Annotated in this window: 22 protein-coding genes and 1 tRNA gene; 12 read left to right on the top strand and 11 right to left on the bottom strand. The window is 35.4% G+C overall.

The annotated features are described in order from the left end of the window. Nucleotides 1-25 precede the first annotated feature (25 nt). Genes SB679_RS21665 through SB679_RS21655 form a run of 3 tightly spaced genes read left to right on the top strand, consistent with a single transcriptional unit; the run spans nt 26 to nt 2510 of the window. The gene (locus tag SB679_RS21665) at nt 26-1399 is read left to right on the top strand and encodes a DUF4153 domain-containing protein (protein WP_410704378.1); all 1374 of its coding nucleotides are present in this window, start codon (nt 26-28) and stop codon (nt 1397-1399) included. Between the two features lie 5 nt (nt 1400-1404). Continuing rightward, nucleotides 1405-1944 (top strand): hypothetical protein, encoded by a 540-nt coding sequence (locus tag SB679_RS21660; protein WP_410704377.1) that lies wholly within the window; start codon nt 1405-1407, stop codon nt 1942-1944. 53 nt (nt 1945-1997) lie between these two features. Continuing rightward, on the top strand, nt 1998-2510 hold the full coding sequence (locus tag SB679_RS21655) for a hypothetical protein (RefSeq protein ID WP_410704376.1): 513 nt from the start codon (nt 1998-2000) through the stop codon (nt 2508-2510). Nucleotides 2511-2586: 76 nt separating this feature from the next. Here SB679_RS21655 and SB679_RS21650 read toward each other — a convergent pair whose 3' ends face one another. From SB679_RS21650 to SB679_RS21640, 3 genes are read right to left on the bottom strand one after another with little or no spacing between them, the layout of a single operon-like run. Continuing rightward, on the bottom strand, nt 2587-3270 hold the full coding sequence (locus SB679_RS21650) for an FKBP-type peptidyl-prolyl cis-trans isomerase (protein ID WP_410704375.1): 684 nt from the start codon (nt 3268-3270) through the stop codon (nt 2587-2589). A gap of 29 nt (nt 3271-3299) precedes the next feature. After that, on the bottom strand, nt 3300-3749 hold the full coding sequence (dtd, locus tag SB679_RS21645) for a D-aminoacyl-tRNA deacylase (RefSeq protein WP_410704374.1): 450 nt from the start codon (nt 3747-3749) through the stop codon (nt 3300-3302). Between the two features lies 1 nt (nt 3750). Next, nucleotides 3751-4203: a hypothetical protein gene (locus SB679_RS21640; RefSeq protein ID WP_410704373.1), complete on the bottom strand. Its 453-nt coding sequence runs from the start codon at nt 4201-4203 to the stop codon at nt 3751-3753. 109 nt (nt 4204-4312) lie between these two features. Here SB679_RS21640 and greA point away from each other — a divergent pair, with 109 nt between their 5' ends. From greA to SB679_RS21595, 9 genes are all read left to right on the top strand, one after another. Next, nucleotides 4313-4783: a transcription elongation factor GreA gene (gene greA, locus SB679_RS21635; protein WP_034712663.1), complete on the top strand. Its 471-nt coding sequence runs from the start codon at nt 4313-4315 to the stop codon at nt 4781-4783. A 38-nt stretch (nt 4784-4821) separates the two neighbouring features. Beyond that, nucleotides 4822-5211: an HIT family protein gene (locus SB679_RS21630; RefSeq protein ID WP_410704372.1), complete on the top strand. Its 390-nt coding sequence runs from the start codon at nt 4822-4824 to the stop codon at nt 5209-5211. A gap of 60 nt (nt 5212-5271) precedes the next feature. Then, the gene (clpX, locus tag SB679_RS21625; protein ID WP_034712659.1) at nt 5272-6459 is read left to right on the top strand and encodes an ATP-dependent Clp protease ATP-binding subunit ClpX; all 1188 of its coding nucleotides are present in this window, start codon (nt 5272-5274) and stop codon (nt 6457-6459) included. A 74-nt stretch (nt 6460-6533) separates the two neighbouring features. Beyond that, nucleotides 6534-8510 (top strand): T9SS type A sorting domain-containing protein, encoded by a 1977-nt coding sequence (locus tag SB679_RS21620; RefSeq protein WP_410704371.1) that lies wholly within the window; start codon nt 6534-6536, stop codon nt 8508-8510. A 5-nt stretch (nt 8511-8515) separates the two neighbouring features. Next, complete coding sequence (locus SB679_RS21615) at nt 8516-8737, top strand: signal peptidase (RefSeq protein ID WP_410704370.1); 222 nt, start codon at nt 8516-8518, stop codon at nt 8735-8737. Between the two features lie 61 nt (nt 8738-8798). Further along, nucleotides 8799-10091 carry a peroxiredoxin family protein gene (locus SB679_RS21610; protein WP_410704369.1) on the top strand — a complete coding sequence of 431 codons (1293 nt, stop codon included), beginning with the start codon at nt 8799-8801 and terminating at the stop codon, nt 10089-10091. A gap of 44 nt (nt 10092-10135) precedes the next feature. Next, nucleotides 10136-10209: transfer RNA gene (locus SB679_RS21605), tRNA-Met, on the top strand. A gap of 552 nt (nt 10210-10761) precedes the next feature. Further along, nucleotides 10762-12504 carry a hypothetical protein gene (locus SB679_RS21600; RefSeq protein WP_410704368.1) on the top strand — a complete coding sequence of 581 codons (1743 nt, stop codon included), beginning with the start codon at nt 10762-10764 and terminating at the stop codon, nt 12502-12504. Continuing rightward, entirely contained in the window at nt 12501-13889 is a 1389-nt protein-coding gene (locus tag SB679_RS21595; RefSeq protein ID WP_410704367.1) for a hypothetical protein, read from the top strand. The genes SB679_RS21600 and SB679_RS21595 overlap by 4 nt, the downstream gene beginning before the upstream one ends. 79 nt (nt 13890-13968) lie before the next feature. On the opposite strand, the gene SB679_RS21590 is transcribed toward SB679_RS21595, so the two are convergent. The 8 genes from SB679_RS21590 to SB679_RS21555 all read right to left on the bottom strand — a co-directional run bounded on the left by SB679_RS21590 (nt 13969) and on the right by SB679_RS21555 (nt 23514). Then, on the bottom strand, nt 13969-15267 hold the full coding sequence (locus tag SB679_RS21590; protein ID WP_410704366.1) for an HlyD family secretion protein: 1299 nt from the start codon (nt 15265-15267) through the stop codon (nt 13969-13971). 178 nt (nt 15268-15445) lie between these two features. After that, on the bottom strand, nt 15446-15643 hold the full coding sequence (locus SB679_RS21585; RefSeq protein ID WP_410704365.1) for a bacteriocin-like protein: 198 nt from the start codon (nt 15641-15643) through the stop codon (nt 15446-15448). A 71-nt stretch (nt 15644-15714) separates the two neighbouring features. After that, nucleotides 15715-17907: a peptidase domain-containing ABC transporter gene (locus SB679_RS21580; protein ID WP_410704364.1), complete on the bottom strand. Its 2193-nt coding sequence runs from the start codon at nt 17905-17907 to the stop codon at nt 15715-15717. A gap of 152 nt (nt 17908-18059) precedes the next feature. Continuing rightward, nucleotides 18060-18233: a bacteriocin-like protein gene (locus SB679_RS21575; protein WP_410704363.1), complete on the bottom strand. Its 174-nt coding sequence runs from the start codon at nt 18231-18233 to the stop codon at nt 18060-18062. 102 nt (nt 18234-18335) lie between these two features. Then, a complete protein-coding gene (locus SB679_RS21570) occupies nt 18336-19844 on the bottom strand; it encodes a thioredoxin domain-containing protein (protein ID WP_410704362.1) in 1509 nt (502 codons plus the stop codon). 397 nt (nt 19845-20241) lie between these two features. Next, nucleotides 20242-21117, bottom strand: coding sequence for a hypothetical protein (locus tag SB679_RS21565; RefSeq protein ID WP_410704361.1), 876 nt, complete (start codon nt 21115-21117; stop codon nt 20242-20244). A 138-nt stretch (nt 21118-21255) separates the two neighbouring features. Further along, the gene (locus SB679_RS21560; protein WP_410704360.1) at nt 21256-22353 is read right to left on the bottom strand and encodes a thioredoxin-like domain-containing protein; all 1098 of its coding nucleotides are present in this window, start codon (nt 22351-22353) and stop codon (nt 21256-21258) included. A gap of 51 nt (nt 22354-22404) precedes the next feature. Further along, entirely contained in the window at nt 22405-23514 is a 1110-nt protein-coding gene (locus SB679_RS21555) for a hypothetical protein (RefSeq protein ID WP_410704359.1), read from the bottom strand. Nucleotides 23515-23701 lie beyond the last annotated feature (187 nt).

Below are 23701 nucleotides of genomic sequence, written 5' to 3'. Positions count from 1 at the left end.
TTTTAATCAATTAATCCTCAACATCATGAAAACACATCATTATATATTTCTTACAACCCTTCTATTTGTCATCCTGTTCTATGATGAAAATATGGGTTTAAATCTAGGGATTCTGGGAGTGGTATATGCACTGCTTACTTTTTACAAAACAGTAAAAAAGAATAAAACGAAAGTTTTCAACCTTCTTTTTGCGGCAGGGATCATTTCCAGTATCTCTTTTGCATGGTATGGAGATTTTGCTTCATTTTTGGCAGTGGTAACCTCACTTTTATTGCTTTCTTTCAAATCCAGGAATAGAAGACTGACCATACTTTTTCTGGTTCCGGTATTTGCAATCAATTGTTTTACTTCTGTATTCAGGATATTCAACTTTGATGCATGGCTGCCTAAGAGAAATGTCTCAGGAATATGGCAGAAAACATTAGCTTTTGTGCTGATTCCCTTAGTGCTCTTGAGTGCTTTCTTTGGAATTTATTCTGCAGGAAGTGATCATTTTGCCAGTATTTTCACAGATTTTGAACTTGATATTAATGTGTGGCAGGTACTCGGTCTTACCATCCTGGGATTATTCATTGCCTTTAATTATTGGAATTATGCTGTTGAAAGATTTATTTATAAAAACAACAGGATGCTGGATAATCACTTTCAGGATAAAGATAAAATCCAGAAATCTACGTACTCATTTCTCGATCTTGATGCTGAAAGGATGAGTGGCGTTGTTTCATTCTTTTGTTTAAATATTTTATTGATTTTCTTTATCGTCACTTACAATTACGAACAATTTTATGAAGTTTCCAAAACCCCGGTTCAGCTTTCAGAAGAAACCCATGAGAGAGTAAATGCTGTAATCATATCGATTGTAATGGCAATTCTGGTGATTATGTTTTATTTTAAGTCTGCCTTTAATTTTGATCCTAAAGCCGGCTTTCTAAGAATTTTAGCCAAAATATGGATATCACTCAATGCAGTTCTGGTATTTTCTGCAATGGCGAAAAACTATGAATATATTATCAGTTACGGACTTACCTATAAAAGGCTGGGAGTCTTTGCATTTTTAATTTTATCCTTAATAGGATTGGCTTTGACTTTTATTAAAATTCAGAAGAAAAAAAGAAATGTATTTCTCTTTAATACCATGGCCTGGTGCTTTTATGGAACAATTTTGGCTTGCAGTTATATCAACTGGGGAGGTATTATTACTTCCCAAAATATGAAACGCCGTGACTTTGCGGAGGAATATCATTTCGCGAATATTAACTTTGGTGAAAAGTATTTACTGAAATATGCTGATGAAAAAAATGATATAGCACTAAAAAATAAAATAGTAAGAAAAATTGAAGGTAAGAAATCATCCACTTTCCTTTCAAAAAATCTTTATTATGAAACATTAAAAGAATAGTTATTATGAAAAAATCCTTATTGTTAATCCCATTGATTATTATTTCGTGCAAAAAAGATCCTAATATAACAGAAATGCCAAGCAAGGATTCTGTGGCAGTGTCTGAAATGCCTGATGCAGTTTCTAAAGCCGATTCTGTAGCACTAAAAATGAAAGATTCAATCATTAACAATGCTCCGGCTACCAAAGAAGTACTTCGAAAAGGAGTCATGAGGAACGAAAAAGCAGGACAGATTATACGAACAGCAGATGCTTCACAGCTTCCATTTACGCTGGGGGAGGAGTTTACAGAAGATGGCCAGGAACTGGTTTTGAAATTAACCCATTATGATAAGTCTGATATTAAAGCAAAGATATCAACCAAAGAAAAAGATTTTAACATCCGTTTTAATCAAATAAAACTTCCGAACGGAGACTATGACGGTCCTTTCGGAAGAGAGATCACTCATGAAATATCAGGGAAAGGAGAAGTCTGGCTGATTATAGGAAAAAGCAATATGGCATCCGGAAATACAAAAGGTAGCTTTACAGTAAGCGTAGAATAAGATTTCGGTAATTTGGTATAATTTCTGCAACCTTTACTGTAAAGTGTAACATTATGAAAAATATATTTTTAACAGCAATTGCTGCTTCGGCAGTACTCGTAAGCTGCGGAACAGTACAGTCTCTTGTTCAGAATACGTTCCCATACACAGCCAATGTGTTGGTTTCTACGGGAGTGCCTGCTGATAAAGAAGTTTCTTCTACTGCCACAGCAACCAATGTGCAGACCTGGTTTGGTGGAAACAACAATGCAAAAATTAAAGATGTCAGAATTTCTGAAGCAAAAATATCCGTAGCTTCTCCTTCAGGAGGAAATTTAAGTGCTTTTAAATCAGTTAAAGTCTATATATCATCAGGAGGAACAAACGAAAGATTGGTTGCTTCCAGATCCAACATATCTTCAAACTCTAACAGCCTTAATCTTGACCTGAATGATACGGGATTTTTGGATGAGGTAGTAAAAAGTACAGGCCTTACCGTGAGAACGGTTTATGAACTAAAGAATCAAACGAGTTCAGATATGAATATTAAAGTATCACTTAATTTCAACAGTGTTCCAGTAAATTAAGTATAAAAGTTAAGTATTAAAAAAACGTCTTTCAAAAATTTTTGAAAGACGTTTTTACTTTTTATTTAGAAAATAATTATTTAAAATCTATAAGCTCAATATCGAAAATAAGAGCTGCGCCGGGAGGAATTACGTTTCCTGCTCCACTATCTCCGTACGCAAGATCGGATGGAATATAAAATCTGTACTTAGCACCTTTGTTCATCAGTTGGATACCTTCTGTCCAGCCCTTTATAACTCCGGAAAGGCTCAGTTCGATGGGTTTTCCGCCATTTTTATCTGTAGAATCGAAAACAGTTCCATCCATCAGCTTTCCTGTATAGGTTACATTAGCTGTACTTGAAATGGTAGGTTTTGTTTTTCCGTCTCCTTCTTTCAGTACTTCATATTGTAAACCGCTTGCAGTGGTTGTTATTTTCTTGTTTAGCTTGTTTTTAGCAAAAAATTCTGCGCTTTTTTTCTTATTTTCTTCTGCCTGTATTTTTGCCTGTGCCTGTTTTTTCTCGCCTTGTTTCTGCATGAAACCCTGTAAGAATGTTCCCAATTCTTCTTTTGGGAATAATGTTGGCTTATCAGAAAATCCATCTTTTATAGCCTGAGCCAAAAGATCCGGGTCTACTGTAAATCCTTGCTTTTTTATATTTTCAGCAATATCAAGTCCAATGTAATAAGAAGCTTTTTGCTCGTCTGTGTAAGATTTCTGAGCGAATGTAAGATGTACTCCTGCTAAAAGAGCTAAGGTGAATAACGTTTTTTTCATTGTTGAATGTAAATATATTTTTTGCGAATTTAAGCTTTTGTAACGGAATCCATAACAATGGTTACAGGTCCGTCATTTACCAAAGATACCTTCATATCTGCTCCGAAAATTCCACTCGCAGTTTTAAGTCCTGATTTTGCTATTTCTTCTTTAAAATAATCAAAAAGAGGAATCGCCTTATCCGGTTTTGCGGCTTTAATAAAAGAAGGACGGTTGCCTTTCTTGTAGTCGGCAATCAACGTAAATTGGCTTATACAAAGGATTTCACCTGAAATATCCATCACCGAAAGATTGAGTTTGTCGTCCTGATCTCCAAAAACTCTGAGATTTAGTATTTTCTGAACCAGCCAATCGGCATCGGTTTTTTCATCATTTTCATCAATTCCTACCAGCAGCATAAAGCCTTTCCCTATTTCACCAACCGTTTTTCCGTCTACTTTTACACCAGCTTCCGAAACCCTCTGTACAACAACTTTCATACTAATAATAGATATTTAAAATTTTACTTACGTCATCATAATTGAAAGGATAAGTCTTAGGCTGAAGAGAAGTCACGGCAGTAGGCTGTCCGGTCAGAAGGATCCATGTGGCATTATCTTTTGGACATCTGATGCTTATATTGTCTTTCACTTCAAGGGTTGTATTGCTGTCAGGGCAGATGTGAGGGGCGTTTCTGTCGTACACCTTGAAACTGGTGGCAGAAGCTCTTACCACAATCAGACCTCTGGAACCGGACTGCTGCTCGTTAACATAAATCCAACCTCCAACCTGGTTCAAAGGGAAGTAGTTAGGTAGGTTTAGGTTTAAAGTAACATTAATTGGGTTACTGGGAAAGCAGCTTACTGTTTCTTCTCTGCTTCCACAAGAATTTATAGTTAAATTATTGATAATCAATAATATGAAAATAGATAATATTGAAAAAGTTTTTTTCATTTCAAATTAAATTTTTATATATTTGTAAAAATTAAACGATTATAACTCGAAAACATTGTCCGGCAAATGTCGGATTATTTTTTTATACTAAAACTAAATTTTGAAAATTATGGCAAGCTATGTTACAAAGGAGGGATTAGAGAAAATGAAAGCTGAGCTGGAACAGTTGGAAACTGTGGAAAGACCCAAAATAACGATGCAGATCGCAGAAGCAAGAGATAAAGGAGATTTGTCTGAAAATGCAGAATATGATGCGGCTAAAGAGGCTCAAGGAATGCTTGAAATGAGAATTTCAAAGTTAAAAGATGTTATTTCTACTTCTAAAATTATAGATGAAAGCCAATTAGATACTTCAAAAGTTTCAATCTTAACGACTGTGAGACTTAAAAATAATGCCACTAATCTGGAGCAGGTATTTACTTTGGTACCGGATAACGAAAGCGACCTGAAAACAGGAAGAATTTCTGTGAATACACCGATCGCAAAAGGATTGCTTGGTAAAGTCATTGGTGAAACAGCGAATATCGTTTTACCGAATGGAAACAAATTATCTTTCGAGGTATTGGAAATCACTCTGTAATCTAATTTTAAGCATCTAAACATTTAACTTCTAAATACATGAGTACAATATTCACAAAAATCATTAACGGCGAAATTCCCTCTTATACGATTGCTGAGGATGAAAATTACATTGCATTCCTCGATGCAATGCCTTTAGTGAAAGGACATACTTTAGTAGTTCCTAAAAAAGAAGTTGATTTAATTTTTGATCTGGAAAGTGAAGAATACAAAAATCTTTGGGGATTTGCCCAGAAAGTTGCCCAGAAAATTAAAAATGCAGTACCCTGTGTGAGAGTAGGGGTGGCAGTAGTTGGTCTCGAAGTTCCACACGCCCATATTCATTTGATTCCCTTACAGAAAATGGAAGATATGAACTTCAGAAATGAAAGATTAAAATTAACAAACGAAGAATATACAGAGATTCAAAACTCAATTATTAATTCTTAAAAATATGAAAATCGTAAAATTCCCTTTTTACGATTTTCTTTAATATATATATATTATAGTATGAATTCAAACCAATGTTCTTTCTGTGGCAGAAAAAGAAATGAAGTACAGATGCTGATTTCTGGCCAGAATGGTTTTATTTGTGAAAACTGTATCGAACAGGCTCATTTGATTGTAAAGGATGGGGTTTCTAAAACAGAATCTTCAGTTGCAGAAAATGTAGATGAGCTTAAAAAGCCGAAAGAGATTAAGGTGTTTCTTGATCAGTACGTTATCGGACAGGATCAGGCAAAAAAACAACTTTCGGTTGCGGTTTACAACCATTATAAAAGACTTCTTCATGCCCAGTCGGAAAATAGAGAAGTAGAGCTTGAGAAATCAAACATCATCATGATTGGTGAAACAGGAACGGGTAAAACATTACTCGCTAAAACGATTGCCAGAGAATTGAACGTTCCGTTTTGTATCGTAGATGCTACGATTTTAACAGAAGCAGGATATGTAGGAGAAGATGTGGAAAGTATTTTGTCACGACTTCTTATGGTTGCGGACTATGATGTTGAAAAGGCAGAAAAAGGAATTGTATTTATTGATGAGATCGATAAAATTGCAAGAAAATCTGATAACCCAAGCATCACCAGAGACGTTTCAGGAGAAGGAGTTCAGCAGGGATTATTGAAATTGCTTGAAGGCAGTATCGTGAATGTTCCGCCACAAGGTGGAAGAAAGCACCCTGATCAGAAATATATCCAGGTAAACACTCAAAATATCTTATTTATTGCAGGTGGAGCTTTTGACGGGATTAAAGAAATCATCGAAAGAAGAATGAACAAGCAGGCTATCGGGTTCAGCCTTGATAAAATCAATAAAGTAGATGAAGATGAGTATGTATTAACAAATATTAATGCAATCGATCTTCGTTCTTTCGGATTAATTCCGGAACTTTTGGGTAGGTTTCCAATCATTACTTATCTCGATAAACTCACAAAAGAAACGATGGTAAGAATCATGAAAGAACCTAAAAATTCAATTGTGAATCAATTTATCGAACTCTTTAAGATGGATGGCACGAATTTGGTTTTTACAGATGGCGCTATTGATAAAATTGTGGAAGAAACTATGGAGAAAGGATTGGGAGCAAGAGGGTTAAGAGGAACTACGGAAAAGGTGCTTGAGGACTATATGTTCTCAATAGGAGAAGAGAAAGAAATTATTTTAACAGAAGATAATATTTTTGTTAAAAAATAAAAAAAATTGTTATATAAGAAAAAAATCATACCTTTGCGGGTGAAGATTGTATTAACACACAAATAATTTATACAATGAGAAAAAGTTTATTTGCTATTGGTCTTTTAGCAATTGGTTCCTCTGTTCAGGCGCAGATACTTTGTCATGTTGACACCAATGCTAATATGTATGTGAGTGAAGGCACCCTAGTCTATAGTGGTGGGGGTGTGCAGACCAGAGGTAATGGCCTTCTGGACGTTCACGGGAATGTTATGGTTGTAGGCGCAACTGGAGATGCTTTTAAAACAATTACTACCACGGGTGCTGATAAAACCGATGGTGGAAATATCGTTTTAAGACTGAATACTCCAGGTACTTATGCTACATCCACTTATGGACAACTTTATATTGATGGTTTAACCCAGGCCAACATTACAGGAGTTGTGAGTAAAGAATTTAGAACTGATAGACATGGTGATGGCAATTATTTCCAACAAATTGCAATGCCTTTCTATGGTAAAACACTAAATACCTTATCAACTGAATTTGCTAAAACCTTTAACACAGGAAGATATAGTAATCCAATTCTAACGTGGGCTAATACTGGTGCGGTATCTAATCATTTTACTGATTTGACTGCTACTACCAATGATGGTTCAGGGTATTATATGCTTAAAGTTACCGGTAATGACTTGAATACAAGTACTCCGCCGGCAACGATGGCTACTATTGCTCCAACACCTACTGGTTCTGTGTTTACTCTTAATGGTAAACCTTATGCTACGTTACCTGTTGCCACGTTACAAAACGGTGGAAATGTTACCTTCGGACCTGGAGGTAACGCAATCAATCCTCAGAATGAAAAGTACAACTCTTACCTTCAGGATCAGTTTGAGAATACTGCCACTCCATGGGTAGGAAATTTTGGTAAAAACATCTACCAGTTTGGGAACCCGTTCTTTACCAATTTAGATTTATCTAGAATTGGATATGTAGAGAATCTAGGTGTTAGTGACGGAAATGCAATTTCTAATATCTGGGGGATTAAAATCTCAGCAGGTACTGTACAAACAAGTGCTACAGGTTCTACCTATACTACCGGAGCTCAGATAGTGACATTTAACCAGGCTGATGGAACCCCTATTGGTGACGTCAATAGTTTTATCATTAAACCGATGCAGCCGTTTGTATTGAAATTAAGAGATAACAGTTCTCAGACTTTAAATTTTAATACATTACGACGTTTTAACCAAACTGCGAGAGCAGCGGGTACTGATTATAATGTTACTGCTGCTAAAAATGCACATGCAGGTAAACTTGCTTCAGGAGGTGTGAAACAGCTGGGAGTGATTGGTCTTGACGCTACTGGTAAAGAAATTGCAAGAACATATTATGTAGTTTCTCCAACTGCAACTACCGGACACCAGGTGTCAACAACTACAACGGTTCAGGCAGCTGCAAGTTCAGGAAACTTGATTGGTACTTATGAAGAAGCTTTAGCAGGCGGATATGATAATAACTATACTGGACAGTATTGGTTGTATATCAATGAAGCTAACGAGAGTAACTTTAAAGGTAAAAATGTAATGTTAGTAAACTACGACCTAAGTAAAGTGAAGTCTTATAAATTCGAAATCAGAGAAAATGCAGAATTAGTTCCTGTTGGAACTCATCAGTTATCTGCTGGTATCGGATTCTATTATAAAGCAACAAACGGAACTGTACAACAGGCAAAACAAGGTGATGTAATCCCTGTTAGTAATGAAGAGTATAATTTATACTACGGAGAACCTAGCAAGGATGTTTTAGCAACTAAAGCAGCTACACCTACTTCAAGAACAGTAGTAGTATATAATCCTGAGATCACTAACTATATTGTTAGATTCGATCCAAACTGGAAAAAAGCAGATATTGAAGTTTACGATATGAGTGGTAAACTGGTTATCTCTAAAAAAGCAGTTGATGCATCTAGAGATTTTGTAATTGAACTTGATGGTTCTATTAAAAATTCTTACGTTGTAAAAATTGTTTCTGATAAGGGAGAAACTGTTAACACCAAAATCTTAAAATAAAAAATATGAAAAATAATATTAGTAAACTATTATCCACTCTTTTTCTTTTTATAGTGTTATTGGTCCAGGCTATTCCATCTACTCCTGTGCCACCAGGTGGTGGTACCGGAGGATCCGGAACTGGAGAACAAGCAGCACCAATCGATATGTATGTTTATGTACTTTCAATAATTGCAATTATGTTTATTGTATTCTTTACAAAAAAATATAAAAGTCAAAAAGCATAAAATTTTATTAAAATAATAGTAAACTCTCTGATTAATCAGAGAGTTTTTTTATTTTTACTCAATGAAAAAGATTTATATATTATCAGCAGCATTAACTGCATTTTCTTTACAGGCTCAGTTTACTGTTACAGTACAGGCGCCATCAGATTTCAAAGAACAAGAGGCTATTTTATATACATTGAACGGTTCAAAAGATATTATTGTTACCAAAGAACAAAATAAGAATAATACATGGACCTTTAAATATCCCACCAGCTACATGGGAATGATGAAGTTGAACTTTCCGAATACCAATAATATGGTGAGTTTTATTTCTGAAAATAAAAACGTAAGCATAAAATTAGACGTTCAGAACAATAAAGTGAAAGACATTATCTATCAGGATGAAGTTAATTCACTTATGAACAAACAACAGGAGGGTTCTCAAAAGAAAGAACTGATTCTTCCTGCATTAACTCAGATTAAAGAATATTATAAAGATAATACGGATTTTGGTAAAGCCCTGAAAGAGGAGATCAGCAGACTTTCCGGAGGAGCAGGAAACATAGATCAGACACAGCATCCGTTTATTTATTATTATAATACAAACTATAGCAAATTCTTATCTAACTCCGCAGATCCTTCTAAAAAAGCTACTCAGGATGACATTATCAATTTCCTTGATAAATCTAATGATATGCTAGAAACATCATCATTATTAAGACCGGTATTGGTATCGTATCTTAATGCAGGTGGTAATACGAATGTCGGAGCTTCTGTGGATAAGCTTTTAGACCGTTTAAAAGTAGAAACACCAAGAGGGCAAACTGTTTTATCAGAGCTTATTGATATTTTTGATGTCTATGAGATGGATGAATTTAAAACTAAATATCTGAACCTCGCTAAAAACCTTAAATGTACCATTAATGACAGGCTGGCTTCTACTCTGAAGTCGAATGCCAATATAGAAATGGGAGCTGTATTTCCTAACTATAAATTCCAGGCACCTGCTAATAGTACGGCGAAGTCATTGCATGATATCAAAGCAGATAAAAAGATCATCGTATTCTGGTCTTCTACTTGTTCACATTGTGAAAGCGAGCTTCCTCAGCTGCTCGCAAAATACAATGATTTAAAGGCTAAAAATATACAGGTGGTAGGTTTCTCTTTAGATGTGGATAAAGATTCATATACTAAGAAAATTGCTGCATTTCCTTGGGTCAATGATTCAGAATTAAAAGGCTGGAACAGCAGTTATGTAGATACCTATAATGTTCATGCAACTCCGACGTATTTTATTTTAGATGCTAACAATAAGATAATCAATAAACCAGACCATGTCGGTGATGTTTTGGAGTATTTTAAAGCAAAATAATTTTGGTGGTAAGTAAATATTTTCTATATTTGCACCACCAAAACGGCGAGGTAGCTCAGTTGGTTAGAGCGCAGGATTCATAACCCTGAGGTCACGGGTTCAATTCCCGTCTTCGCTACAAAAAGCCCCTAGTAATAGGGGCTTTTATTTTTTTATATACTAAGTACATTCAGAATTTCACTTTCTTTTATTCTACAGAATTATAAAATATTATCAAGGCCTTTTAGTGAAAAATGAATCAGTAGAATCATATTGGGTCTATCTTATTCTTGAGTAGATTTATTTTTCAAAGCGTTCAATTTTTCACTATTTCACTATTTCTATCAGGCTATTTGTTCAGAGATATTAATCAATTATTGTCTTTTTTTTCACAGTATTGAGATTTTATTTATAATTATTTTCCTTTGTTTATAGGGGATACAGCTTGTTGTTTAACTGTATCATAAAAATACGTAGAAATACGTAATGTATTGTAAGGGATTATAAATAGCTTTGAGTATTGGAAATTACTGGTTTGCATACTCAAACTAATAATTTAGATAATCAAACGTAAGCAGGTTTCAGACCTTTTGCATATACAGATCTTTACAGTACGCTCTGTACTGGTGCTTTTGGAAAAGCTAATTCCAATTTCTCATAAAACTAAAACTATCTTTTAAAATTTAAAACCATGGAAAAATTTGACACTCCCGCCTATCAGGCAGAACAGGATTTTAAAAATCAACCTGACCTAAAAAACCAATTTGAAAATGCATGGAGCAACTATGTGAAGTATTGTACAATCAATTCTCAGATGGGAAATCCCTGGTCCAGTACATATGATAATCCCAGAAGCTGGTATTACAATCCTCTGGTAACTCCTTCCGCACCATCTCCCAATAATACAACTCCTATTCAATGGGGTGCTTTCCCAAACAGGATTAATCATTATTTCACGGATCTTTTTACCCAAAAATTTGGAAAGGCAGATTATCAGGATAAACTGCATGAGCTTGCCGACATAGGGCCTGCTGCTTTCAATATAAAATATAATATGACTCTTGTAGTCCCTCAAAATCCTTGCGATCCTGCCAATACCTCTACAAAACCCTTTGGTCCATCAGGTCCGAGAGGCTGGCAGGATGAATATTGTGAATGGTCCGTAACAAGAGATGAAAATGGAGATATTATAGTGGTGGATTTCACCCATGAAAACCCTGAATACTGGTTCCATATGTGGAAGGTTTCTCCGGATACAGTAGTATCCTTGTATCAGGAGATTCTGAATAATACAAGTGTTCAAAAAGAAGATCTTTATCTTTTAGACAGCACAGGTAATCCTGTTATAATGAGAGAAACAGGCCTTCCTGCTTATAATCCTATTAACAAATGGAATAATGGAACAGAATCTACTCCTTCAGGTGGTGGGGCCGTACATCTTACCAGTCCGCCAAACTCGTTGGGTGCTGAGATTTATCTAGGTGCTGCTGCGACCATTTTAAGGGTTTTGAATGGAAAAGTAATTACAGACGCCAATGCATTGATCTGTGCGGCCCAATATGGTCAGATCTTCAGAAACAGTGATCCCCGAATCGGGCAAAATGTCAATTCTTTGGTATATAATCATAAGGTACAGGTTTCTTTAACAAATCCAATTGCATTATACGGACAGGAACCATTTGATCTTACCGTATTTAAGATGCCTTCTACTGCCGGAGCTTTTACCATAAAAGATTGTTATAGTATCATTAGAGGAGTGGATGCTAATCCTGGCGATTCATACTATCCTAACAATATGATACTGCATACCCGATTTACTGCCCCTCCGGGAGCTAATTTTAAGCTTAGTGATATATTAGTAAATAATTTTCCGTTAAAGTGGGGCTCGCAGATTGCCGATACTTTTAAAGTACAGCTTGCAGGAACAGGATTATCTCCCACTGCCGGACAAAAACCTCAGGAATTTCCTCCAGTAGGAACTCCAAATACGATATTACCGAGCGTACAGTACCTGTTAGATAATAATTTATTACAGGCGAGTTTATATAATCAGCTTGATACATTTTCTAACCTGACTTCATGTATCACTCAGATTGAAGCTGGAACGACAACTGAAGGAATTGCCATCCTTACCAACGGTGCCGTGCAGGGGGGTGGTTTTAATTTTGGACCTGGAATTACTATATCGGTCAACAATTTCCAAGATATGGGCAATGGCAACCAGTTATTTTTGGTTTCTATTACAACAGATAGTAATATAACATTGGGAGAAAAACCTCTTGCATTGTTCAACAATGCTACAGATCCTACGTTTACGATATCCGGAGTATTGGAAGTAGTACCTGCCGGTTCATTACCTAAAGTGAATATTACACCCAATTTTTCTTTGCTTTCTGAACAACAGATCAAGCAGGTTCAAAAAATACTGAAATGAGAGCGCTGCTATTTTTCCTTTGTATAATGAGTTTAATTTCGTGTGAATCCGGAAAAAAGGGTGACAAAAAATTAGATTCTAAAGCAGGTTTTTCGAAAGAAATAGTGAATAATGACCCTATTGATTGCGGAGCATATTGTGACCCGCCTTCAATAACCTACCAATTGCCGGCTGACTCCACTTGTGCCCATAGTTCACAAAGTGTATTAAACTGTTTTGCCTGGAAGAATTTCCTTTCCTTAAACTGGAAAGCTTCCAGTCAGAGAGGAGTTCCTGATACGACTGCGGTAGCCGCTAATTATGGAACTCCCGGAGATTATAGCCCTACCGTATGGGAAAGCTTTTTGAGTATCGATGATGTATTTACAGCCAAACAGCCTGAAAAATGGAATCTTACCGGTAAAAATGGGTATGTGAAGTACATTAACGAGATCAATAAGTTTACAGATATCAGCAGAAATATTCCCAAAGCCAATCTGAGAACGCTGCTTGGTGCTAATAATATGGATGAGATTATGCAGGCTGAAGGAGCATGGCTGACGGATCAAAGTGGTAATATAGTTTGGTATGAAATACGAATCAATACAACAGAAAGTGATTTCATACGACAAAATAAACTCTATAATTTAGCTAACTTACAATCGTACGCCAATAAAAACCAGGGAGTATGGTTACCAACAGAATCTATGGAAATTAAGGCTGCCTGGCGGATCATTCCTGAGAATCAGCTTGATTCATTGAAAAATTATTACAAAATTTCGAAAGCGATGGTTCCTGAGATAAAAGGATTTGACAGTAATAAAAATCCGATTTATGGACCATATGTTCCACGTTATCTTGGATTGGTAGGACTTCATATTATCAGGAAAACCGGCCAGTCTCCACAGTTTAATTGGATGACCTTTGAGCATATCAACAATGCACCGACGGATGGACAGAAAGTTGATCCATCCATCAGATATTGTTTTTATAATCCTAAAAGCAGTGCAAAACCCAATCAGTCTCCTGTTCCGGGAAAAGATAGTCTTAATCAGCCCGTGCAAGTTACAAGGATGAATGCAATCAATCCGGACATTATAAAATTAAATGCGCAGATTTGGCAAATGATCAGGGCCAGCAATCCTAAGTCGGTGTGGCAATATTACCAGCTGATCGATATACAGTGGCCAGAAAATCCAATTCAGGATAAGGGTAATAATAAACAGGTGCCTCTGATGGAAGGAGGAATAACTCCAAATAAAATCGCGAATACAACAATGGAGACCTATATACAGCAAAAGCAATGTATGGACTGTCATAAAAATGCATCTGTGATTGGAACAAATAAACTACCTACAGATTATAGTTTTATCTTTTTAAAAGCTAAATCGGGGATCTCAAAATAACCCTGTTTTCATACAATTATAATAAAAACCGCAGCGATCTTGCTGCGGTTTTATTTTTTATATGATGTAAGAAATCAAATTAACTTTGATAACCCAGCAGTTTTCTGATTTGGTAGAAGAATCTTTCAATAAGTCGGAGATCCTGAGTTACAATTTCAGCATTACCTCTTAGTTCTTTGTCGAAAGTAAGCGTTTTATTGTAGCTCGTTTTTAATCCTTTTGGAAGAACTACATCTACATAATAATTTCCTTTATCGTCAGGAATAAGAGAAATATTCTGAACTTTTCCTTCTATGATACCGTATTCCTGGAAACGGTAGTTATCTAGTTTGATCAATACTTTCTCTCCTGCAGTAATCTTTCCAGAATTGGCTGTAGGTACAGACATTCTGCCTACCAACTTTTCTTTATTTTTTGGAAGAATAGAGAGAATCGGGTCTCCCGTTTTTATAAATTGGTTTTCACCAAAAAACTGTTGGAAACTCGCTACTCCGTCAATAGATGAAATGACAAGGAAGTTCTGTTCCCATTGTTTCAGTGATTTTCTAAGCTGCTCAAAAAGCTGTAAAGTCTGGGAAGAATAATTGATCTTATCTTTTTCCGTATTAATGGCTGTTCCGCTTTTTGTTTTGTTTAAATTCGAAATACCTTCATCCATTTGTGATAAAGAAATATTGATATTTTCCAGATTCTGTTGCGCCTGAATAAATTTTATTTTTTCATTTTCAAGCTCCATCGCTGCAATAATACCTTGATTAAAGAGTTCCTGAGATCTTTGATAGTTTTTTTTCGTCAGCTCATATTTTGCCTGCTCCAGATTTTTCTGCTGTCTGATGGTAGAAATCCTTATTCTGTATTCAGAAATACTTTGATTGGCCGCTAAGTTTTCAGGAGCATACGGCTGAAGCCTGGTAAAAAGCTGCTCATCCTGTAATGCTTTTGCAAAACTGTTATAATCTCCCTGAAGTTCTCCCAGTTTGAATCTTGAAGCTTGGGCAAGCGGAAAGGTGTGCAGTTGACCGGGAATAAGTGAATCTACCAGTTTTTTAAGTTCCAGTACATCTTTATAGTTGGCTGCAGATTGCATCACCATCAACAAATCATCTTTCTTAACATTCTGATGGTCTTTGATGAGGATCTTTTCTATTTTAGAACTTATTCTGGCTTCAATTTTTTCCGGTGGATTTTGTGAAGTCACAATAATAGGTGCCGGAATAAATTCCGGATATTTGATGATATAGCTCATCAGCATAATGAGCAGTAGAATAATAAATATAATGCTGTTCCCCCAGCGTATCATCCAATGGGGAGGCTGGGTAAGAATGTCCTGAACACTTTCCGAGCGCAGTTCTATGTTGTCTAATATATCTTTTGACATCGTATTTAAAAAATTAAATCTATGAAGATTTAATAATATTTCTGGTAATTAAATCTATACAGTTTGCGGAATAGATACTCTGTGAACTATTGTAAATATTACAATTTTTTGAATATCAGCAACTCTCAGAGGAAAGTTGCTGATATCTATATTCTAAGCATGAAATGCCTTTTCGTCCTTATACCAAGCAATTTTCAGGAGAGAAAAAACTAGGATGAACACAAGCAGTCATCTTTTCACACCATGCTAAATTACAGTCACATTGGAAAGGTGTTCCTATATCAGGTGGATCTTGTGGGAAGTAGTCTCCGCAAATTTTTCCTCCTCCTTTCAGAGACTTAAGGTCGATTCTTGTTAATTTTCTTAGATTTTTCATAGTAATATAATTTTAATTTTTTCCTACTCTGTATGCTTTTCGGATTCCGCTGTTTGGTGATATCTAACGTATTAATTTCCTAATTCTAATTGGTTTTTAACGAGTCTGTAGTATTCGCCGCGTAATGCGACCAATTCGGTGTGACTTCCTTCTTCTACTACTTTTCCTTTATCCAGCACAATGATTTTATCTGCATGCTTCACGGTTGAAAGCCTGTGGGCAATAACCACAGCCGTTTTTCCTTTAAAGAACTGCTCCAGGTTTTCCATAATGATTTTTTCATTATTGGCATCCAACGCTGAAGTAGCTTCGTCAAATAAAATATATTCGGGGGATTTGTATACAGCTCTTGCGATGAAAAGTCTTTGTTTTTGTCCACCGCTCACTCCAAGTCCTTCATTTCCAATTTTGGTATTGTAGCTTAACGGCAGTCCTTCAATAAATTCTTGGATATTGGCAATTTCTACTGCACGCCTTAATTTCTGTTTGTCCACATAATCTTCTCCTACCGCAATGTTATTGGCAATAGTATCATTGAAAACATATCCTTCCTGCATCACCACTCCGCAGTGATCTCTCCAGAATCTTGGTGAAACATTTTTCAGGTTAGTACCCCCAATTTTTATGTCTCCCTCATTCGGATCGTAAAACTTCATTAATAATTTCAGCAAGGTTGTCTTTCCACTTCCGCTGGCTCCAACGATGGCTGTAGTTTTTTGATAAGGAATGACAAGATTAAGTCCTTCGAATACCGGAACATCTGAACCGATATATCTGAACGACATATTACTGATTTCAAGATCTTTTTGTGGGATTTCGGAAGCATATTGTTCATCTTTCATTTCTTCATCATCCTTGTCATGGATTTCACCTAATCTTTCAAGAGAAATTTTAGCATCCTGACTCTGTTTGATAAAGTCAATAAGCTGAAGCAATGGACTGTTAAGCTGTCCGATAATATACTGTACAGAAAGCATCATCCCTAAGGTAAGATTACCACTCAGTACTAGTTTGGCAGAGAGGAAACTTACCAGAATATCTTTCATCTGGTTGATGAAATTACCTCCCACCGACTGCCACTGTTCCAGAGACAGGGATTTTATTCTGATTTTAAATAATTTTACCTGCAAAAATTCCCAGTCCCAACGTTTCTGCTTTTCGGCGTTGTGCATTTTAATCTCCTGCATACCGTTGATAAGCTCAATCACTTTACTTTGTTCCTGAGAAACCTGAGAGAATCTTTTATAGTCGAGTTCTTTTCGTTTTTTAAGGAAGAAGCTAATCCATGCTACATACAGTACTGCTCCTATAAGGTAGACTACAAATAGCCTGTAATCATATAATAAGAGTACAATGCTGAAAATAACCAGGTTGACAAGAGAAAAGAGGGTGTTTAAAGATGAACTTGTTAAAAGTTGTTCTATCCTGTGATGGTCATTGATCCTCTGCATGATATCTCCGGTCATTCTTGTATCAAAAAAGCTTATAGGAAGCTTCATAAGCTTGATAAAGAAATCAGAAATAATAGAAATATTGATCCTTGCAGAAAGGTGAAGCAAAATCCAGCTTCGGATGACTTCAATACCCATTCTTCCCAAAAAGAGCATGATTTGCGCCAGCAATACCACGTAAATGAAATTCAGATCCTGGTTTTGTATACCGACATCTACGATACTTTGGGTAAGAAAAGGGAAAATAAGGGAAAGTAAACTTCCTGCCAATAAACCTACTGCAAGCTGGATAACCAGCGACTTGTATTTCAGGAGGTATTTTGAAAGAAAAGTAAAGCTGGCTTTACTCTCGTTAGTATCAAATTCGGTCTGGAAGAAAGCAGGGGTAGTTTCCAGAATAAGGGCAATCCCTTCTTCCGTATTTTCATTGGCGTTTTCCCCGATCCAGGATTTGATGAACTCTTCTCTCGTATAGGTAATCAGGCCGTAACTTGGGTCTGAAATATAGACTTTATTGTTTTTATCAATTTTATAAACAACAACGAAATGGTTCTTGTTCCAGTGTACAATACATGGAAAAGGAACTTCCTCTGCCAGCGTGTTAAAGTTGATCTGAACTCCCAGTGAGCGGAATCCCAAATTTTCTGATGCGTCGCTCAGTCCCAGCAGGCTGCTTCCTTCACGGGTCGTTTCAGAAAGAGTACGGACTTGCTGTAAAGAGATGCTTCTGCCGTAATATTTGCTTACAATCCTGAGACACGTAGGTCCGCAGTCCTTTGCGTCAGGTTGTTTATAAAAAGGAAATTTCTTCAAAACTTATACTCATTATAAAATGCCGTCAAAAATATGACGACATTTTTCATTATCCAATATTAATATTCAAATGTATTGTCGACTAATAAAAGCACCATTTGCAGGAGACATCCACACATAATGGTGCTTTCAAATCCCGAAGGCGGGCAATTTTAATTTAAAGGTGCGTCACACAGATAAGTTGTCGGGCTGGCTCCTGAAAAAGGTCTGCAAGCACCTTTTGAACAGCAATATCCTGGACCGCAATCTCCATCAATAGGGCATTGTCTAAGTCCACCTTTAATAGTTTTTAAACTTTCTCTTGTTACTTTTTGTAAATTTTTCATAGTTATTGGTTTTGGTGTTTTCCTACTGTTTTAAAGCTTTTCGGAATTCGCTTATATAGTTTTTCCTAAGATAGTGAATTTTTGTATGCCGTTTATTTTTTACTAAAAGTCTTCGTCTTCAATTAATTCATCAATGAAAAACCAAATATCCTCACGGTCATATTTATCCGGAAATTGGTGTCCGTTGATGATGAAAACCGGTGTGAACGTCAATCCGGCATCTGTATTATCTTTCGACATTTCAATGATCGGGTTTAAATTTTCGGATCCTTCAGTTGCGGCAGACTTTACACTTATTTTGCTTTCGTCTTTTGTTTCAAACCAGTCTTCTACCGTTTTCAGAAATTCTTTTTCCGGTTTGTTGTGGTAGATATTGGTAAAGTCTGAAATCAGTTTTGTATATTTTTCATTGGCTTTTTCAGGGAAATAGTTAAATCTTAACTGAGCGGAAAGCTGCTCCGGATACTTTGCCAAAAGATCTTCCATTATTTTGTGAGCATCTTTACAGAAGCCGCAGTACGGATTGGACACGATGGAAATATGAAGTTTAGCATCTTTATTTCCTAAAGAGAAAGTTTCATTATCCTTGAATTCTATTTTTTCATTGTCTACAAGCTGAGATTTGAAAAGTTCATAGTTTCTTTTAAATCTAAGGTTTTTGGCATTTGATTTCTGCAGTGTTTCTTTATAGGAAAGCAGATTATTAACATAGAGTACCGCAGAAAAAATAATAATCCATAAAATAGCCGTTAATAAAAGTGTTCCAATTCCAAAAGATAGATTTTCAAAAAGCAATGTGCTTACAACTAATTGTCCTACCAGAATTGAAATGATAAGGAGACATACCCGGCAAAATGTTTTTTCTACAAAGGCTTGTATATATAAGGAATACCCGATGGCTAGCACTGATACAAAAGTGAATCCTTTAACAATATACGCTGTAGCAGGTAAAAAAAGTCCCAGAACAACAAGTCCCGTAAAATAGATCAGAGAAAAATCGGCAAATTTTAATCCTAAAATACTGGTTTTATCCTGTTTGATAATTTTATCACATGAGTTGGAGGCCTGGCTCGCTGTGGTGTCGCCACAGATACTTCCAATGACTGAAGAGGTGTTTCCGAATTTTTGGTTGAAAAGTTCCAGAGAAATATAAACTCCTGCAAGAGAAAGAACATTGAATAGTGCTTCATATATCGTCTGGCTTAGGAATGAATACATAAGAACAATAGCAAAAACAGCATATAGAATAGGCTTGAGGTTGACAGCCGCTTTACTTTCTGCATTTTCTGTTTTCTCAAAGAGTAAAACAAAGTCTGTGGATTTTTTATGGAGATCTTCTTTGTTGAGTGTATTGGCTTTTTCTGAATAAACTGAATAACTATTTCCTGCCTTTTTTACCAGGGAAAAAGAATTATCAACAATGGCGATGAATTCTTCTGGTAGTTCATCCCAATATTCTTTATCAAGTTCATAAGCATCATTTTTTACGCCCATAAAATTCAATGTATCACTGAAAGCCAGCGCAGACGGATAGTTTGGATGGGAGTTAAACTGGAAAATAAACTCCTGTTTATCAAGCTTGAGGTAGTTAATTAGTTTATCGAAAATCATATAAATATTTTTTATCTAAAATACACAGATGTTTTAAAAAAACAAAAACTTTTTCTTTTTATGGTGATATATATTGTTTAAAGAGAATTAACATCTTGTTATCAATGCTATTACGTTTGCAGTTGAATATCATTTTTTTGTCAATTAATAGTGTTTTTTAGTGGAAATTCGTGATTTGCTTAATTTCATTACTATTGATGGATTACTTCTATCGCCCTGTCCCAGCATTGTTTGTTTGAGCTAAGGTTGCCGAGCACATCGTATTTTTCTCCACAATTAGTTTACAGATAGGATGATGAATTGATCATAGTAAAGATCAAAACTTTATAAATCCGATCCAAATAAAGTATACCGTAATTGATAAATTCCGGATAGAAAGGCTATAATTTTTTTACAATTATTCGGAGGAATGTGCGGCGTTTTCTTTTAGGTTTTTAAAGTAATCTTTTTTAAGGATAGCAGCATGTTTCAGACTTGGAAGCCCAATGCTTTTTCTATGTCGGTTTATCGTTGCGGAATCTATTTTTAGAAGAAAACTTCTTCCCATGCCGTAATAGGTGCTTTTACCCGGCGTAAACTTATTTCCGTCTACCAGCAGAGAATAATCAAGAGGAGGACAGTCTCCGGACTTTACATATTCTAATACTTTAGTTTCTAAATAGGGATAAAAAGTTTTTGAGTCAGACATATGACTGATGAGTGTAAGCATGGGGCCGCTTCCTATTTTATCCTTTGAAGGAAATCCAAACTTTTCAAATGTCCATTTAAAAAGCTGTGCATTTTTTTCTACATTTCTTTTTACCTGTAGGGTGTCAAAAGGTCTGCCTTGCTGATCTCTTTTGAAGGCAATGGCAAAAGAATCTATTAACGATTTATCCAAATCTTTTTTCCAGTCTGCTATTTTTTGTTCTACTGTGTTGTTGTCAATTCCATATTTATTAAAAAGAGGGAGATAGTTTTTGTATTTATTATCATAAGGAGCTAGTAAAGAAATTAAATGATACAGGCTTTCTTTCCCTCCGAAATCTTCATGATATTGATCGGCAAGTCTGATATAAGTAGCATATTCTTCAATACGTTCCTGATTTTTAGGGGTATATTTTTTAAAAAGCGCACGATATTCTTTTACGGCGAGTTTTGGATTATTGGCCAGCCTGTAGATACTGTCAATTTCATTTACCTTATTATAATACGTGATGTAATTTTTTTTACAGGATGAGAGACATAGTACAATAAGAAAATAAATACAATAATGAATGGGTAACTTTTTCATGGTGTTTTAGTTTAAAAGATTATAATAATTAGAAAGCGGAGATCATCTGATGTTGGATTTCTCTGCTATATAAATGTTATTATAATCATGTAAATTACGTTTTTTACCGTATTCTTTTTCATTAATGAGGAAATATCTCTATTTTTCTATAAGCATATACAAATCTTTTTCTGAGGACAAACCAACAGAAGATGCTAATATTTTCAGATTATTATCTACTAATAATGTATACGGAATGGCACCATTAAGCTTAAATTGTATTTGGAGATTTTCATAAGATGGATCTGTATCATTTGCAGTAAGTTGCTTCCATATCATTTGCTCATCTTTTAAGGCTTTTTTCCAAGCTGTTTTATCTGAGTCTATTGAAATGGAAACAAACTCGACAGAAGTTCCTTTTTTAGCATGGAGTTTTTTTAGCATCGGAATTTCTTGCCTGCATGGTCCACACCAGCTGGCCCAGAAAACAATAAGATGCTTGTCATAACTAGTATCTAAAATAGTAATTTTTTTCCCTTCGGCATTTTCTAAAAGAGGAAGGGCAGTTTTGTTTCCACTGAACATTTTTTCGTTGTGTGCAGATAGTTTTTTGAAGGTGCTGCTCTGTCTGATATTACCGTTAAATAATTGCATAAGCTCTTTAAGCTCTTCTGCCGAAAAACTGTTTTTGTTTTCCTGTATTTTATAGAGCAGATGATAAGAGTAAGGATATTGTTTTATTTTTGCTTTTATAGTTTGAATTGTTTTATTGTCAATTCTCTCAAATAAATCACCGTCTATATTGTAATAAGCTTGGTTTTGTTTACCTGCAATAATTTTGGGAATTGTCACGAGCTTAATTTTTGTGGGTAATTTCAAATCTTTAAGATCTTCCTCTATTAAATTCCCACTTATAGAAATGATTGAGTCAGAAAGAAATAAAGAAGTATTCCATTTTGCTTTTCTATATTGGGCATGAGTTGGAAAATCAATTAACCTTTTAGTTCCGTTTTTATCAATATGATCAATTCCTAAATAACTGGGTTCTTTCTCAGGCTTCCATTGATGGGCTAGGTTAAATTTGCCGTTCTTGACATTGACGCTATCAATTATATTGTCTGGGCTATTTTCATATACATACAAAGTACCATCAGGCAGATTAGGAATATCACCTTTTAGAATGGTTTGATGTTTATCTTGAGAACATGATGTCAAAAGACAGACAATAAAAAAGAGCCAGAGATGATTTATTTTCATAATTGTTTTATAAGGTCAGCTTAAATTTAAAATTTTTCATGATGGCTACGATCAATCTATATTATTTTCTATAATATCACTAAACACCACATCACCATCATGATCTGCAATAAAATAAACATAAGTATATTCCTCCCGAAGAGATAAAGATATAGTTTCAGAATTGATCTCGATAATCTGCTCGGGGATACTTTGATAATAAACCGTTTCTTTTCTGTATACTAAAAGATGCATACCCAGAAAGCGTGTATCCAGTGTTATGGAAATATCCAGATAGTGATGAGAATACCAGTCTTTGGATCTTGGAAAAAAGATTTGAAGGTCATACAGCTGGGGATGATCCATTAAAACCTCTCCGTTATCATTAAGAAAAACAGATGGTTCTGATAAGGCATATTCATCATTGACAAAATTAAAATAATCGGATTTTCCCAAATCTACATTTCCCATTTTGGATTGATCTGCACAATATATTTTTTTGTCTAATAAAATTTCACTAAGATATTGAACTGTTTTTTTCCAGCCATTGCCGGATGATTTTTCGATATGGGAAGAACCTGCATAGAGGATAGATTTTGTGCTGGGAAGCGAATTTATTTTATCAATGATGTTTTCTGCCTGGATATAATCTCTGAAACTCTGCCGGTGTGCCTTGTCCGGATGAGAAGATATTTCGGATGACTCGTAGCTATTGACGATAAAACCTAGCTCCAAAGCCTTCCTGAGGAAAGCCGCATAGCTCGGATTCAGAGTATAATATCCTATAAATGAACTAACTTGATGAATATTGCTAAGATCAGCATTGATTCCTTCAACAAAAATGTTTCGGAAACCATTTTGGTATAGCTTTTCTAATAATAACTCCATGAATATTCTGTTTTCATGGTTCAGATGATGTTCGTTAATCGCAAATATTTCCTGATCTATTGAAGTTTTTACAATATAATCTATAGCGGAAATAGGGTAGTACCCTTTAAATTTATCAACCATTTCATCTTTATTGTATCCTATATTACGGGCTTTGTAATGGTAGAGTAATGATTCAAAATTAGTATCGCCGATTCTATGGCTTCTGAAATAGTATAAAACCCCCAGATAATTGGGAAAGAATGAAGACTGAAGTATTTCAAGAGGGCGTTTTAAATCTTTGGTGGTATTCATTTCGGCCATTTTACAATAGGAACATCAGTAGTTTCCGGTTTGCTGAATCAGCCTTTGGAAACATTTTTTATAAGGTGAATCCCTCAGGGTTATAAAATGCGAGGGATCACCATTAACAGGAATGCCATGATGGCGGTATATAAAAAAAGAATTGGTGTTATTTTGAAAAAAAAGTTGTCCATGATCA

The sequence above is a fragment of the Chryseobacterium sp. SIMBA_029 genome, from assembly GCF_046535275.1.
Taxonomy (GTDB): Bacteria; Bacteroidota; Bacteroidia; order Flavobacteriales; family Weeksellaceae; genus Chryseobacterium.
Note: the sequence above shows the minus strand (reverse complement) of the source record. Positions and strands in the feature narration are given on the sequence as shown.

Excerpts from the sequence above, each read along its gene's own strand:
- SB679_RS21620 (WP_410704371.1), top strand. The coding sequence starts at position 6,534 with ATGAGAAAAAGTTTATTTGCTATTGGTCTTTTAGCAATTGGTTCCTCT.
- SB679_RS21610 (WP_410704369.1), top strand. The coding sequence starts at position 8,799 with ATGAAAAAGATTTATATATTATCAGCAGCATTAACTGCATTTTCTTTA.
- greA (WP_034712663.1), top strand. The coding sequence starts at position 4,313 with ATGGCAAGCTATGTTACAAAGGAGGGATTAGAGAAAATGAAAGCTGAG.
- SB679_RS21660 (WP_410704377.1), top strand. The coding sequence starts at position 1,405 with ATGAAAAAATCCTTATTGTTAATCCCATTGATTATTATTTCGTGCAAA.
- SB679_RS21665 (WP_410704378.1), top strand. The coding sequence starts at position 26 with ATGAAAACACATCATTATATATTTCTTACAACCCTTCTATTTGTCATC.
- SB679_RS21595 (WP_410704367.1), top strand. The coding sequence starts at position 12,501 with ATGAGAGCGCTGCTATTTTTCCTTTGTATAATGAGTTTAATTTCGTGT.
- clpX (WP_034712659.1), top strand. The coding sequence starts at position 5,272 with ATGAATTCAAACCAATGTTCTTTCTGTGGCAGAAAAAGAAATGAAGTA.
- SB679_RS21655 (WP_410704376.1), top strand. The coding sequence starts at position 1,998 with ATGAAAAATATATTTTTAACAGCAATTGCTGCTTCGGCAGTACTCGTA.
- SB679_RS21585 (WP_410704365.1), bottom strand. The coding sequence starts at position 15,643 with ATGAAAAATCTAAGAAAATTAACAAGAATCGACCTTAAGTCTCTGAAA.
- dtd (WP_410704374.1), bottom strand. The coding sequence starts at position 3,749 with ATGAAAGTTGTTGTACAGAGGGTTTCGGAAGCTGGTGTAAAAGTAGAC.
- SB679_RS21630 (WP_410704372.1), top strand. The coding sequence starts at position 4,822 with ATGAGTACAATATTCACAAAAATCATTAACGGCGAAATTCCCTCTTAT.
- SB679_RS21565 (WP_410704361.1), bottom strand. The coding sequence starts at position 21,117 with ATGAAAAAGTTACCCATTCATTATTGTATTTATTTTCTTATTGTACTA.
- SB679_RS21590 (WP_410704366.1), bottom strand. The coding sequence starts at position 15,267 with ATGTCAAAAGATATATTAGACAACATAGAACTGCGCTCGGAAAGTGTT.
- SB679_RS21575 (WP_410704363.1), bottom strand. The coding sequence starts at position 18,233 with ATGAAAAATTTACAAAAAGTAACAAGAGAAAGTTTAAAAACTATTAAA.
- SB679_RS21650 (WP_410704375.1), bottom strand. The coding sequence starts at position 3,270 with ATGAAAAAAACGTTATTCACCTTAGCTCTTTTAGCAGGAGTACATCTT.
- SB679_RS21555 (WP_410704359.1), bottom strand. The coding sequence starts at position 23,514 with ATGAATACCACCAAAGATTTAAAACGCCCTCTTGAAATACTTCAGTCT.
- SB679_RS21640 (WP_410704373.1), bottom strand. The coding sequence starts at position 4,203 with ATGAAAAAAACTTTTTCAATATTATCTATTTTCATATTATTGATTATC.
- SB679_RS21570 (WP_410704362.1), bottom strand. The coding sequence starts at position 19,844 with ATGATTTTCGATAAACTAATTAACTACCTCAAGCTTGATAAACAGGAG.
- SB679_RS21615 (WP_410704370.1), top strand. The coding sequence starts at position 8,516 with ATGAAAAATAATATTAGTAAACTATTATCCACTCTTTTTCTTTTTATA.
- SB679_RS21560 (WP_410704360.1), bottom strand. The coding sequence starts at position 22,353 with ATGAAAATAAATCATCTCTGGCTCTTTTTTATTGTCTGTCTTTTGACA.
- SB679_RS21600 (WP_410704368.1), top strand. The coding sequence starts at position 10,762 with ATGGAAAAATTTGACACTCCCGCCTATCAGGCAGAACAGGATTTTAAA.